We start from the raw sequence: 13,664 nt of genomic DNA, 5'->3' as shown, positions 1-13,664 counted from the left end.
AGTAGGCTTGCGCTCAGGTCATTACCCCCCTCAACATCTGTCATGAGGTTTCATGATGAGTAAAGTCAAACAAGCAGATATCGATCAGCTGATCGTCCTGGTCGGCGGGCGCGAAAATATCGCGACAGTCAGCCATTGTATTACCCGCCTGCGCTTCGTGCTGAACGATCCGGCCAAGGCTAACCCGAAAGCCATTGAGGAACTCTCCATGGTTAAAGGCTGCTTCACTAACGCCGGGCAATTCCAGGTCGTTATCGGTACCGAAGTGGGCGATTACTATCAGGCTCTGCTGGCGACGACCGGGCACTCTTCTGCCGATAAAGAGCAGGCAAAGAAAGCCGCGCGCCAGAACATGAAGTGGCATGAGCAGCTGATTTCCCACTTCGCGGAAATCTTCTTCCCGCTGCTGCCAGCGCTGATCAGCGGGGGCTTAATTTTAGGCTTCCGTAACGTCATCGGTGATGTGCCGATGAGCGACGGCAAAACCCTGGCGCAGATGTACCCGGCGCTGAAAACCATTTACGACTTCCTGTGGCTGATTGGCGAAGCGATCTTCTTCTACCTGCCAGTCGGGATCTGCTGGTCTGCCGTGCGCAAAATGGGTGGTACGCCAATTCTGGGTATCGTACTGGGCGTCACACTGGTCTCTCCACAGTTAATGAACGCTTACTTACTTGGTCAGCAGGTGCCGGAGGTGTGGAACTTTGGTCTGTTTACCATCGCTAAAGTGGGCTATCAGGCGCAGGTCATTCCGGCGTTGCTGGCAGGTCTGGCGCTGGGCTTTATTGAGACTCGCTTAAAACGCATCGTCCCGGATTACCTTTATCTGGTGGTGGTTCCGGTTTGCTCACTGATTATTGCCGTATTCCTGGCGCATGCCTTTATCGGTCCGTTTGGCCGCATGATCGGCGACGGTGTGGCCTTCGCGGTTCGTCACCTGATGACCGGCAGCTTCGCGCCGATTGGTGCCGCGCTGTTCGGTTTCCTGTACGCCCCGCTGGTGATCACCGGTGTACATCAGACCACGCTGGCCATTGATATGCAGATGATTCAGAGCCTCGGCGGCACGCCGGTCTGGCCGATTATCGCCCTGTCTAACATTGCGCAGGCGTCTGCGGTAACCGGCATCATCATCGTCAGCCGTAAACATAACGAGCGTGAAATCTCCGTTCCGGCTGCCATCTCCGCCTACCTCGGCGTGACCGAGCCGGCGATGTACGGTATCAACCTGAAATACCGCTTCCCGATGCTCTGCGCGATGATCGGTTCCGGTCTGGCTGGGCTGGTGTGCGGTCTGAACGGCGTAATGGCGAACGGCATCGGTGTTGGCGGTCTGCCGGGCATTCTCTCCATCCAGCCCGCTTTCTGGCAGGTGTTTGCCCTGGCGATGGCCATCGCGATTATCGTCCCAATGGCGCTCACCACCGTGGTTTACCAGCGTAAGTTCCGTCAGGGCTCGCTGCAGATTGTTTAACTTTATCTTTCGGGGCGCAGTTGCGCCCCTTCGCATTTGCAGGAACGCATTATGAATACCCTTCCTCACTGGTGGCAGAACGGCGTCATCTATCAGATCTATCCAAAGAGTTTCCAGGACACCACTGGCAGCGGCACCGGTGATTTACGCGGCGTGACGCAGCGTCTGGACTACCTGAAAACCCTCGGCATTGACGCCATCTGGCTGACGCCGTTTTATATCTCCCCGCAGGTGGATAACGGCTACGACGTGGCGAATTACACCGCCATCGACCCGTCCTTTGGCACACTGGATGATTTTGACGAACTGGTCGCCAGGGCGCATGAGCGCGGCATTCGTATCGTGCTGGATATGGTGTTTAACCATACGTCAACGCAGCATGCCTGGTTCCGCGAATCACTGAATAAAGAGAGCCCGTACCGCCAGTTTTATATCTGGCGCGACGGTACCCCGGAGCAGCTTCCCAACAACTGGCGCTCCAAGTTTGGCGGCAACGCCTGGCGCTGGCACGCCGAGAGCGAACAGTACTACCTGCACCTCTTTGCTCCGGAGCAGGCGGATCTCAACTGGGAAAACCCTGAAGTGCGCGCCGAGCTGAAAAAGGTGTGCGAGTTCTGGGCCGATCGCGGTGTGGACGGTTTACGTCTCGACGTGATTAACCTGGTCTCAAAAGATCAGGATTTCCCGAATGACGAGACGGGTGATGGCCGTCGTTTCTACACAGACGGGCCGCGCATTCATGAATATCTGCGGGAGATGAGCCGCGACGTCTTTACGCCGCGCAATCTGATGACGGTGGGCGAGATGTCCTCGACCTCGCTGGAAAACTGCCAGCAGTACGCCTCTCTTGATGGCAGTGAATTGTCGATGACCTTTAACTTCCACCACCTGAAGGTGGATTATCCCGGCGGCGAAAAGTGGACGAAGGCGAAACCGGACTTCGTGGCGCTAAAAACCCTCTTCCGCCACTGGCAGCAGGGCATGCACAACAAAGCCTGGAACGCGCTGTTCTGGTGTAACCACGACCAGCCGCGCATCGTGTCGCGCTTTGGTGACGAAGGCGAATACCGCGTTCCGGCCGCGAAGATGCTCGGCATGGTGCTGCACGGCATGCAAGGTACGCCGTATATCTATCAGGGTGAAGAACTTGGCATGACCAACCCGCACTTCAGCCGCATCACCGATTACCGTGACGTGGAAAGCCTGAACATGTTCGCCGAACTGCGGGCCAGCGGGCTCGATCCGGACGAATTACTGGCGATTCTGGCGAGTAAATCCCGCGATAATGGCCGCACGCCAATGCAGTGGGACGCTTCGCACAATGCGGGCTTCACCGAGGGTGAGCCGTGGATTGGCGTTTGCGACAACTACGAGACGGTAAACGCCCGCGCCGCGCTGGACGACCCGGATTCGGTGTTTTACACCTATCAGTCGTTGATTAGCCTGCGTAAAACCCTGCCGGTGCTGACGTGGGGGGATTATGAGGATCTCCTGCCAGAACATCCTTCTCTCTGGTGCTACCGTCGTCAGTGGCAGGGGCGGACGCTGATTGTGGTGGCGAACCTCAGCGGTGAGAGCCAGACATGGCAGAATGACGTCCTCAGTGGCGAATGGCAGCCAGTAATGAGCAACTATGCCGCGCCACAAACCACCAGGCTACGCCCGTTTGAAGCCGTCTGGTGGCTGCAACCGTAATGCGACGCCGGGCACAATACCGTGCCCGGCTTATTTTACTGTTTTTGTTGAATAATTAATCAGATTTTTCCTGCCCGTATTTACAATCGCTGAAGCGCCCGTCGTTTGTACTCTCGTCTTTTTACTTTGTTCTGAATCAAATAAAACGCAAACATGTTTGATGCAAATCACTATATGTAGCACTTAAAATGCACGCCGACCCTACATATTGTATTTATCGTCTACTATTCCAACAACAAGACGGCGACTCAGCTCTCCGGAATTGTGGATAACAAATGTCGGGAACGAGGGAAGTCACTCACCTGGCTGACAATACAGCCTCTGAATGCTTCTCCACCTCTGTGGATAACCTGTTTTTAAAATGGAGTGATCATGACACCGCATGTGATGAAACGTGATGGCTGTAAAGTGCCGTTTAAATCAGAGCGCATCCAGGAAGCCATTCTGCGTGCAGCTAAAGCAGCGGGAGTCGATGACGCAGATTACTGCGCCACCGTCGCAGAAGTCGTTAGCAGCCAGATGAATGAACGCAACCAGGTGGATATCAACGAGATCCAGACCGCGGTTGAGAACCAGCTGATGGCGGGCCCCTACAAGCAGTTAGCCCGTGCCTACATTGAATACCGTCACGATCGTGACGTTGAGCGTGAGAAGCGCGGCCGTCTGAACCAGGAGATCCGTGGCCTGGTAGAGCAGACCAACTCCGCCCTACTGAATGAAAACGCCAACAAAGACAGTAAAGTGATCCCGACCCAGCGCGACCTGCTGGCCGGTATCGTCGCTAAACACTATGCCCGCCAGCACCTGCTGCCGCGCGACGTGGTGTCGGCGCACGAGCGCGGTGAGATCCACTATCACGATCTCGACTACTCGCCATTCTTCCCGATGTTCAACTGCATGCTGATAGACCTGAAAGGCATGCTGACCCACGGTTTTAAAATGGGTAACGCCGAGATTGAACCGCCAAAATCAATCTCCACGGCCACCGCGGTCACGGCGCAGATTATCGCCCAGGTCGCCAGCCATATTTATGGTGGCACCACCATTAACCGCATTGATGAAGTGCTGGCCCCGTTCGTGGCAGCAAGCTTCAACAAGCATCGTAAAACGGCCGAAGAGTGGCAGATCCCGGATGCTGACGGCTACGCCCATTCCCGCACCGAGAAAGAGTGCTACGACGCCTTCCAGTCGCTGGAATATGAGGTGAACACGCTGCACACCGCCAACGGCCAGACGCCGTTTGTGACCTTCGGTTTTGGCCTGGGCACTAGCTGGGAATCGCGCCTGATTCAGCAGTCGATCCTGCGCAACCGTATTTCCGGCCTCGGCAAAAACCGCAAAACCGCCGTGTTCCCGAAACTGGTGTTCGCCATCCGCGACGGCCTGAACCACAAGTTTGGCGATCCGAACTACGACATCAAACAGCTGGCGCTGGAGTGCGCGAGCAAGCGCATGTACCCGGACATCCTGAACTACGATCAGGTCGTCAAAGTGACCGGTTCGTTTAAAACGCCAATGGGCTGCCGCAGCTTCCTCGGCGTGTACGAGGATGAAAACGGCGAGCAGATCCACGACGGGCGTAACAACCTCGGCGTCATCAGCCTGAACCTGCCGCGCATCGCGCTGGAAGCCAAAGGCAATGAGGCTGAGTTCTGGAAATTGCTGGACGAGCGCCTGCAGCTGGCACGCAAAGCGTTGATGACCCGTATTGCGCGTCTGGAAGGGGTCAAAGCTCGCGTGGCGCCAATCCTCTACATGGAAGGGGCCTGCGGCGTGCGTCTGAAAGCGGACGATGACGTGTCTGAGATCTTCAAAAATGGTCGCGCGTCGATTTCGCTGGGCTATATCGGCATTCACGAGACCATCAACGCATTGGCTGGCGGCACGCATATGTATGACAGCGAAGCCCTGCGTGAGAAAGGCATCGCCATCGTTCAGCGCCTGCGCGACGCCGTTGATCAGTGGAAAGAGGAAACCGGCTACGGCTTCAGCCTGTACAGTACGCCGAGCGAAAACCTCTGCGACCGTTTCTGCCGTCTGGACACCGCCGAGTTCGGGATTGTGGAAGGGGTAACCGACAAAGGTTACTACACCAACAGCTTCCACCTCGACGTGGAGAAGAAGGTGAACCCGTACGACAAAATCGACTTTGAAGCGGCGTACCCGCCAATCGCCAGCGGCGGCTTCATCTGCTATGGCGAGTACCCAAACATTCAGCATAACCTGAAAGCGCTGGAAGACGTGTGGGATTACAGCTATCAGCACGTGCCGTATTACGGTACCAACACGCCAATCGACGAGTGTTACGAGTGCGGATTTACCGGTGAGTTTGAGTGCACCAGCAAAGGCTTCACCTGCCCGAAATGCGGCAACCACGATGCGGCTCGCGTCTCTGTCACCCGCCGCGTGTGCGGTTATCTCGGCAGCCCGGATGCGCGTCCGTTCAACGCCGGCAAGCAGGAAGAGGTGAAGCGCCGCGTGAAGCATTTGGGGAATGGGCAGATCGGGTAAGTTCTTCGCCGGGTTTTCCCCCTCACCCTACCCCTCTCCCTCAAGGGAGAGGGAACCGATCGAGCACATTGCAAGCCTGACGCCGGTTTTCTCCCTCTCCCTGTGAGAGAGGGCCGGGGTGAGGGCATCAGGTTAACGCTATGAACTATCACCAATACTACCCCGTCGACATCGTCAACGGTCCCGGCACCCGCTGCACCCTGTTCGTCTCAGGCTGCGTCCACGAATGTCCCGGCTGCTACAACAAAAGCACCTGGCGTTTAAATTCTGGTATGCCGTTCACCACAGAGATGGAAGACCGGATCATTAACGATCTGAACGACACTCGCATCAACCGCCAGGGGATTTCACTCTCCGGTGGCGACCCGCTCCACCCGCAAAACGTGCCGGAAATCCTGAAGCTGGTGAAGCGCATTCGGGCAGAGTGTACGGGAAAAGATATCTGGGTCTGGACAGGCTACAAGCTGGATGAGCTGAACGCGGCTCAAAGGGAAGTGGTGGATCTGATTAACGTGCTGGTTGACGGCAAATTCGTGCAGGATTTAAAAGACCCGGCGCTGATCTGGCGCGGCAGCAGCAATCAGGTTGTGCATCATCTGCGGTGATCGTTAGAGCCGTTTGTTTGCATCATGATAAACGGCTGCTTTCTCTCTCTTACCGATAGCGATAACAAATACCGTTACAACGTTTTCCTGAACCTGATAGACCAAACGATAACCCTGGGATCTGAGTTTTATTTTGTAGCAATCCGGTAGACCATGCAGGCGGGCCGATTCGACCCTTGGGTTCACCAATACGTCCGCTAGTTTCTTCTTAAACTGGTCTTTTACAGTCTCCCCCAGCTTGCTCCATTCTTTTAACGCCCTCGGATCAAATGCCAGTTCATAAGTCATCCAGACTAACCTTAATTCCCTTTTGCGGATTAGCCAGCCGCTCCCGGACTGCCTGTATCAGTTCATCTTCATTGTCGCTAATGGTGAGCGTTTTCACCGGCATACGTCCCGTCTCCGCGACGTACTGAAACAGTAATCGCACGGCTTCCGTTGGGGTGATATTGAGTTTTTCCAGCACGGCATAAGCCTCGTTTTTGAGTTTGTCATCCAGACGGACGTTCAGCGTGGCCATTATGCCTCCAGTAAAATCGAATTTGTAATGCAGTTTAGCATTACATTTGCATTACATCGAATTCTGGATAACGCCTCTCAAAACCGGCTCAAACTCTCCATCGCCACCGCCTTAAACTCGGCAAAATCTCCGCAGCTACAGAGCCGCGACATCGCCCGTTCACGCAGGAAGGTGACAAAGATATCGTAAATCGCCATCGCCTCTTCGTACTCGCTTTTGCTGATAGCGAGCAGGAAGATGACGTGCGCGGTTTCGTCGCCCCACGGGATGCCGTGCGGAGCCAGCACAGTATAGACCACCGTTTTTTGCGCCAGCAGGCCGAGGGAGTGCGGCAGCGCAATTCCCTCACCGAGCATAGTGCTGACGATAGCTTCACGCTCGACGACCGAATCCAGGAATTCCACGCCGACAAACCCCTCGCTTTCAAGCTGTTCGCACAGCTCACGGAACAGCGTTTGCTGGTCGATGGGCGTGTTAATAATACGGAAATGGGCCGCGTCGAAATATTTATCCAGCATCCACGGGCGGGTACGGTCTACCAGCACCAGCTTGCCGATCTGTTCTAACTGATAATCGGTCGGGAATGGGGCGATCATTACCACCGGTTTGGACTTTTCACTGACGCGGGCAGTGGAGATCACAAAATCTTCGCTGATGGATTCCGCCAGTTCGTACTCTCGCAGAGTGAGCGTGCGCGTCACCTCAATCTGCGGGTATTTACGCTGAAGCACCGCCTCAATCATACGCACCATCGCATTCCCGGCGTCGCACACCAGCAGCACCCGCGGCTGTCGCTGGTAGCCAATGTTGTAGTGGCGCTCCAGCCCAACGCCAATATGTAATACCAGAAAACCAATCTCGTTTTCGCTGATCACATACGGTGTGTATTTGCCCCAGCTCGACACCGCCGCGAGGGTCATATCCCATGCCATCGGGTAGTGCTGCTTGATGTTTTCCAGCAGCGGATTGGGGATCATGATTTGGTACCGCACCCGGGTGATCATGGTTTTAATGTGCGTGAGCAGATCCGCGTGCAGTTGCTCGTCACTGAGCAGGTTGTAGTTATAGTGGGTGTTGATGTAACGCAGGATGTAGTTGACCAGCGCTTCGTCGTCGTCAGCGTTGATCGCGCTGGGTGCTATCTCCTGGATCTGCCGTGCGGCAATGTGTACGCAAAGCCAGCTCTCTTCGGACGGCGAAAGCGTTTTGCCCGCCAGATGCTGAATGGACACTGCGATATCTTTCGCGGCTTCACGCACGTTCTCTTCCACATCTTCAGCATGGAATTCCGGTAGTGGATAGCCTTCGCTGATACGACGTACCGATACCGCACAGTACAGGCGCAGGAACAACTCACCTTCGTCGGTCAGGCGGATATGGTGGCGTGTTAGCGCATCGTGCAGTACAGGCACCATCTGTTCTGCCACACCCGCATTGAGCGCCACGTCGGTCACCAACGGGTTCAGACTGTCCTGCTGTGCCAGCTCCCAGAGCAAGTCCGTCAGGCAGGCACGGGTCGACATCTCGCTGCCAAACAGCTTCATACCATGGCGCGGTCGGGTTTCCAGCGTCAGATTATAACGGTGGAACCACTCGCGCACTTCCGCCATGTCGCTTTGCAGCGTGGCGCGGCTGACGAACCACTCATCAGCCAGATCCTCAAGTTTGAGAGAAAATGCCGAGGTAAGAAAACGCACCACCAGATAATGCACGCGCTCCATCCCGGTTCGGGGAATACGCAGCGCGCGCGGGTGGGAGGCCTGCAATTGCTGATAACGCTCGGCGTCATCAATTTTAAGCTGATAACCATTCCCCCGGCTCAGAATAAACTGCGCGCCGTGGCTCGCCAGCAGCGCGTTCAGGGCAGTGATATCAGCGCGGACGGTTCGCGTGGAAACCGACAGCCGCTGCGCCAGTTCATCCTGCGGCAGCGTCTCGTTTTGCAACAGATCGAAAAGTTGCGCTAAACGTTGATTCGGAAATCGCACGTCGTTGTCCTCTTACGGCTTAGGGTGAAATGACCATCTGAGATGGGCTACCGACCGGCGTATAGTCTGGCTCAAAGCTGAGCTTGCCGTCCTGCGCCACGCGGAAACGGGTAATGTTGTCGCTGCGTTGATTCATGACGTACAGCCAACGCCCCTGTTTATCGAGCGTCAGGGTGCGCGGGTAGTCGCCACGGGTCCAGACATCATCCTGATGCGTCAGCGTGCCTTCCGCTGTTACGGTAAAGTGCCCGATGCTGTTATGCAAACGGTTAGCCACATACAGTTGCTTACCATCCGCACTTAACGCCAGACCTGCAGCAAAACTGGTGCCTTTGTAACCTTTCGGCAGGGCGGAGAGCGTTTTGCCCTCTTTCAGGATGCCGTTTGCATCCACAGTATAGTGAGTCAGCGTAGACGCCTCTTCGTTAATCAACCACAGAGCATCGCCTTTTGGCGTAAAGACAAAGTGGCGCGGCCCGGCCCCTTTCGAGGAGGCGTTGATAAACGGTGGATCGTTCGGCGTCAGCTTTCCCGTTTGATCGTCAAAGCGATACTGATAGATGCGATCCAGCCCCAGATCGGTTGAAAACACATATTTTCCGCTCGGATCGGCGGCGATCATGTGTGCATGCGGCCCGTTATGATCGCTGATAGCGAAACTGCCCTCCGCAGCGGCTTCCGGCTTCGCCGCACCCGGTTCGCCCTGATCCTGATGTTTGTCCGTGGCATCACCCAGGCTGCCATCGGCTTTGACCGGCAGAACGGCAATCGATCCGCTGACGTAATTTGCCACCAGCAGATGGCGACCATTCGGCGTCAGCGAAAGATAAACCGGCCCTGCACCACCGGAAGCCACCTGATTGAGCTCACTCAGCTCACCGTTGTCATTCACCCGCAGCGCCTGCACCACGCCCTGCTCTACTTCACTCGCCAGATAGAGCGTTTTGCCATCATGCGAGACAGTAAGCTGTGCAGCATTCGGCAACGTGCTGACCAGCGTTTTATCCGCAAGCGCGCCGCTTTGCGGATCGACGGTAAAACGGTACAGCCCTTCACCGTTAGGATTATAAGTTCCCACCCAGGCGTAATGAGTCTGGGCAACGGCGGAAGTAGCAAGCAGAGAGAGTGAAGCAACAAGCAGGTTACGGGTGTGCATGGTGGCTCCTGATCATTATCCCCTCTCCGGGTGGGAGAGGGTTAGGGTGAGGGACTACTTAACTAACTTTTTCGTCATCGCAAGCAACGTGCGCACATCTTCCGGGCGCGTATCGCCGCTGTCTTTGTCGATAATCGAGCTGTAGATATGCGGGATGATTTTGCTCACACCCGCGTCCAGGGCGATCTGCAGGATCTCTTCGTAATTTTCCAGATCGATGCCGCCGGTTGGCTCCAGCCAGAAGTCGTGACGCGCACAGGCTTCCGCTACCGCTTTGTACTCATCACGGCATTTCAGGCCGCCCATCGGGAAATATTTAATGGAGCTACCGCCAAAATCTTTCAGCAGAGCAATTGCCGTTTCCACCGGAACGATACCGTCCGGTGCCGCGCTGCTCAGCGGACCGGTAGAGATTTTCACCATGCCGACGGTTCCGGTTGGAGAAACCAGACCGTTGACCACGGAGTCGTTTTGTCCCAGCAGCGCGCGGCTGGTTGCTACGCCAGTAAAGACCTGGTTCACGTGCTGCGGCTGCACCTGGCGGGAAATTTCACTCACCATCGCCGACTGGTTCGGATCGCCCGCCCCCAGGCCAATGGACAGCGCGTTATCAATAAGCTGAGCGTATTCACGCATATCAGCAACGGCGCTTGCCACATCCGGGTAATTTTTGGAGAGCACGCCCACCAGCACATGACCTTCTGCCGCTTCGTAAATGGCGCTGGCATTGGCTTTAGAGCCCGCCAGTACGTTCAGGCAGACGCGGTCACGGTAAAAGTTGGGGGTCAGTTTCATGCGTTTTTCTCCTGTCCTAATACTTCACTAATGCGGCGGTAAACAATGTTTAGCTGGTCAGCATTCACGCTGCGCACGTCCGCTTCGATAATCCCTTCGTTGGCCTTGTAGCCACGGAAGTAAATGGCGTACTCACCCTGCTTGAGTTTCGCTACCAAATCCCCGGTGCCGACACCGGTTGTCGCTTCATCGAACTTAATTTCGGTGCGGGCGATATCGCGCCCGGCGCTGTCCCAGACCACGCGTGCCGTCACGCCGTTCAGGGTGTTGAGCGCCTCGATAAACGGCGTCATCTTCGCCACCATCTCTTCGCCGCTCTCTTTGGTTGCCGTGAGGTAATGTTCGATGGCGCAGGTCAGGCCCAGAATGCCCTCTTTGCCGACCTTCATCGCACGGCCAATGCCCGCCGTCTGGCGTTTCACCCACTCAACGTACTGGGTTTTGCCGATCACCAGACCACTGGTTGGCCCTTCAATCGCCTTCGCGCCGCTGTAAATCACCAGGTCTGCACCGGAACGGTAGTAAACGTGCAGATCTTCTTCCGCCGCCGCATCGACAATCAGCGGCAGGTCGTGCTTACGCGCCACCACGGCCGCCTGTTCTACGCTGAGCATGCTTTTCTGCACACAGTGGTGAGATTTGATGTAGAGGATCGCTGCCGTGCGCGGGGTAATCGCCGCCGCCAGCTGATCGGCTGAACATTCATTGGCATAGCCCGCTTCCACCAGCTTACCGCCGCCCAGTGCGACCATCGTGCCTACCGGCGCGCCAAAGTTCACGTTGTGGCCTTTAGGCAGCACGATCTCGTTGTTCTCAATCGGGGTAACGTGCAGGTTTTCCAGCAGCCAGTCGCTGTCTTTCACCAGCACTGCAGCCACGGACTGGGCAATCCCTGCTGACGCGCAGGAAACCACTGTCGCGCCTTCTACATCCAGCAGTTTCGCGATGTATTCACCGGTTTTGTTGACCAGATCCTTCATCTCGAAATAGTGATTCATGCCGTCCATCGCCGCCTGCACCACTTCCGGGCGCGGCGTGGAAACACCCAGCGCCGTCATGCGGCCAGAGGTGTTGATGACTTGCTTTAAGTGGTATTTCTCATAAATCGAAGGCATGTTCCGTGCTCCCTTGTTCTGTCATGTAACCCTTGCCCGCGCGGATCGCGGCAAGCGGTACCAAAATGTGTTCAGCCTGCAGGCTGTCGTTTTCGGCATCGGTTAATACCGTTGGCTGGCGCTTAATGGTGAACAGCGTCAGGTCGGCGTCGAGACCCGCCTGAATGCGGCCTTTACGCGCCAGGCGCAGGCCGTCGGCGGCGTTCGCGGTCACGCAGTCAATCACCTGCGGCAGCGACATACCGATGGCGAGGAATTTCGACATCACGCTCGCCAGCGACCCTACCGGGCCATTAATGCGGTTACGGCAGTAGATATCCGAGCTGATGGTGTGCGGCAGAATGCCCATCGCGATGGCGCGTTTTGCCACTTCAAAGCTAAAGCTCGCCGTGCCGTGGCCGACGTCCAGCCGCACGCCGCGTTTTAGCGCAGACGTAATGGACGCTCGCAGCTCGCCGGACGGCGTCAGAATGCGGTTGGGTTTGCCGTTGTAGCAGTGGGTAATGATGTCGCCGGAACTCAGCAGCTCGGCAATTTCGTCGAGGTTCGGCGGGTTGTTGCCAATGTGAACCATCAGCGGCAGGTCGCCGTTCTCTTTCTGAATTTCTTTGGCGCGCTCCAGCGGCGTAATGCCGTTTTCACCCACCACACTGCTGCTCATACGCGCTTTCAGACCGACAATGAAATCCGGGTGGCGTTTTACCGCCTGCTTCACGGCATCTGCATCAATATTCGCCATGTTGGCCAGTTCGTTCTGGGCTATCAGCCCCACGCGGGAGATGTTCAGCAGGGCAAAGACGTCGGTTGAGGCTTTGCGGGTAATTTCGTAAAAATCGTCCACGTCATCCGCGCCGGTACTGCCTGCATCCACCACGGAGGTGACGCCAGTAGCAATACCTACGCTGTCTGGTTCGTCGTGATAAATCGGGGAGTTCGGGTAACAGTGAACATGGGAGTCAATCCAGCCTGCGCTGACGAACACATCGCCGTTCAACTCAACCGTTTTACGGGCAGGGGCAGTAATCTCGCCCAACGCCGCGATTTTCCCTTCCTGAATGGCGATATCGGTCAGGGTATCGTCGGCAAGGCGCGCACGGCGCAGGAGTAAATCAAACATGAGGATCTCCTGATAAGACGGGCGCCGGAGCGCCCGTGGGTATTAAAGGGCGACCGGGAACAGCCAGCCCAAAATCATTGCGCCGAGGATGGCGCCACCGGTAATCGGTTTCTGCCAGATGTAGAACAGCAGCGCGCCCACCAGCGAACCGACGCCGATAGGAATGGAGGCAGTCATGGCGCTGAGGATAATCAACGGCCCGAGGAAGCGGCCGGAGGCATTACCCGCGCCCATCATCACGTCCGCTCCGTAGGTGGAGTTGCTCTGGTTAATGGTGAACTTACGCGCCAGGATGATGACGTAGCCAATCGCCAGACCAATCACCAGGCCGGTGATCAGCGCGGCAATAAAGTTGGTCACCGGGAACATGATGCCCGCGCCCAGCAGCAGCGCCGGGACACCGAGGCCCACGCCGGTCTGGATCGCCCCGCCGATATCGAGAATACCGACCAGCGAGCCTTCGATAATACGGGCGAACAGGAAGCTCGCACCGAAGGCCGCCACAGCGCCGTACACGCCGGTATCAATCCCCGCTTTCAGCATCGCCACGAAGGCCACTTCGTTGAACGCGCCAATGCCGTAGAGGTAGTACATGTGCGTCCCGGCGAACACGCCGGAGGAGAGCAGGCCAACGAAGATCGGGAACGACCAGTCGGCATACCAAAAACCTTTATTCTGTTCCATTTAG

General features: G+C 56.4%; 12 protein-coding genes. 4 read left to right on the top strand and 8 right to left on the bottom strand.

Annotated elements, in window-relative coordinates:
- The first annotated feature begins 55 nt into the window (after positions 1-55).
- The 4 genes from treB (at position 56) to nrdG (ending at position 6,285) form a co-directional block, all read left to right on the top strand.
- Entirely contained in the window at positions 56-1,474 is a 1,419-nt protein-coding gene (treB, locus tag WB237_RS13730) for a PTS trehalose transporter subunit IIBC (RefSeq protein ID WP_336214357.1), read from the top strand.
- 51 nt (positions 1,475-1,525) lie between these two features.
- On the top strand, positions 1,526-3,169 hold the full coding sequence (gene treC / locus WB237_RS13725; protein ID WP_336213867.1) for an alpha,alpha-phosphotrehalase: 1,644 nt from the start codon (positions 1,526-1,528) through the stop codon (positions 3,167-3,169).
- A 372-nt stretch (positions 3,170-3,541) separates the two neighbouring features.
- Entirely contained in the window at positions 3,542-5,680 is a 2,139-nt protein-coding gene (gene nrdD / locus WB237_RS13720; protein WP_336213864.1) for an anaerobic ribonucleoside-triphosphate reductase, read from the top strand.
- 140 nt (positions 5,681-5,820) lie between these two features.
- Positions 5,821-6,285: an anaerobic ribonucleoside-triphosphate reductase-activating protein gene (gene nrdG / locus WB237_RS13715; RefSeq protein ID WP_336213862.1), complete on the top strand. Its 465-nt coding sequence runs from the start codon at positions 5,821-5,823 to the stop codon at positions 6,283-6,285.
- Between the two features lie 3 nt (positions 6,286-6,288).
- On the opposite strand, the gene WB237_RS13710 is transcribed toward nrdG, so the two are convergent.
- The 8 genes from WB237_RS13710 to WB237_RS13675 all read right to left on the bottom strand — a co-directional run bounded on the left by WB237_RS13710 (position 6,289) and on the right by WB237_RS13675 (position 13,660).
- Entirely contained in the window at positions 6,289-6,573 is a 285-nt protein-coding gene (locus tag WB237_RS13710; RefSeq protein WP_028016494.1) for a type II toxin-antitoxin system RelE family toxin, read from the bottom strand.
- Positions 6,563-6,805, bottom strand: coding sequence for a type II toxin-antitoxin system RelB/DinJ family antitoxin (locus WB237_RS13705; RefSeq protein ID WP_336213859.1), 243 nt, complete (start codon positions 6,803-6,805; stop codon positions 6,563-6,565). The genes WB237_RS13710 and WB237_RS13705 overlap by 11 nt, the downstream gene beginning before the upstream one ends.
- Positions 6,806-6,882: 77 nt before the next feature.
- Complete coding sequence (locus WB237_RS13700; protein WP_336213856.1) at positions 6,883-8,793, bottom strand: BglG family transcription antiterminator; 1,911 nt, start codon at positions 8,791-8,793, stop codon at positions 6,883-6,885.
- A gap of 19 nt (positions 8,794-8,812) precedes the next feature.
- Complete coding sequence (locus WB237_RS13695; RefSeq protein ID WP_336213854.1) at positions 8,813-9,949, bottom strand: lactonase family protein; 1,137 nt, start codon at positions 9,947-9,949, stop codon at positions 8,813-8,815.
- Between the two features lie 54 nt (positions 9,950-10,003).
- Entirely contained in the window at positions 10,004-10,744 is a 741-nt protein-coding gene (gene dagF / locus WB237_RS13690; protein WP_336213852.1) for a 2-dehydro-3-deoxy-phosphogluconate aldolase, read from the bottom strand.
- The gene (locus WB237_RS13685; RefSeq protein WP_336213850.1) at positions 10,741-11,859 is read right to left on the bottom strand and encodes a DgaE family pyridoxal phosphate-dependent ammonia lyase; all 1,119 of its coding nucleotides are present in this window, start codon (positions 11,857-11,859) and stop codon (positions 10,741-10,743) included. The genes dagF and WB237_RS13685 overlap by 4 nt, the downstream gene beginning before the upstream one ends.
- Positions 11,843-12,976 (bottom strand): amidohydrolase/deacetylase family metallohydrolase, encoded by a 1,134-nt coding sequence (locus WB237_RS13680; protein WP_336213848.1) that lies wholly within the window; start codon positions 12,974-12,976, stop codon positions 11,843-11,845. The genes WB237_RS13685 and WB237_RS13680 overlap by 17 nt, the downstream gene beginning before the upstream one ends.
- Positions 12,977-13,018: 42 nt before the next feature.
- Complete coding sequence (locus WB237_RS13675; RefSeq protein ID WP_015572508.1) at positions 13,019-13,660, bottom strand: DUF4310 family protein; 642 nt, start codon at positions 13,658-13,660, stop codon at positions 13,019-13,021.
- Between the last annotated feature and the right edge of the window lie 4 nt (positions 13,661-13,664).

The organism is Enterobacter sp. P82 (assembly GCF_037053385.1).
GTDB lineage: Bacteria > Pseudomonadota > Gammaproteobacteria > Enterobacterales > Enterobacteriaceae > Enterobacter.
Note: the sequence above shows the minus strand (reverse complement) of the source record. Positions and strands in the feature narration are given on the sequence as shown.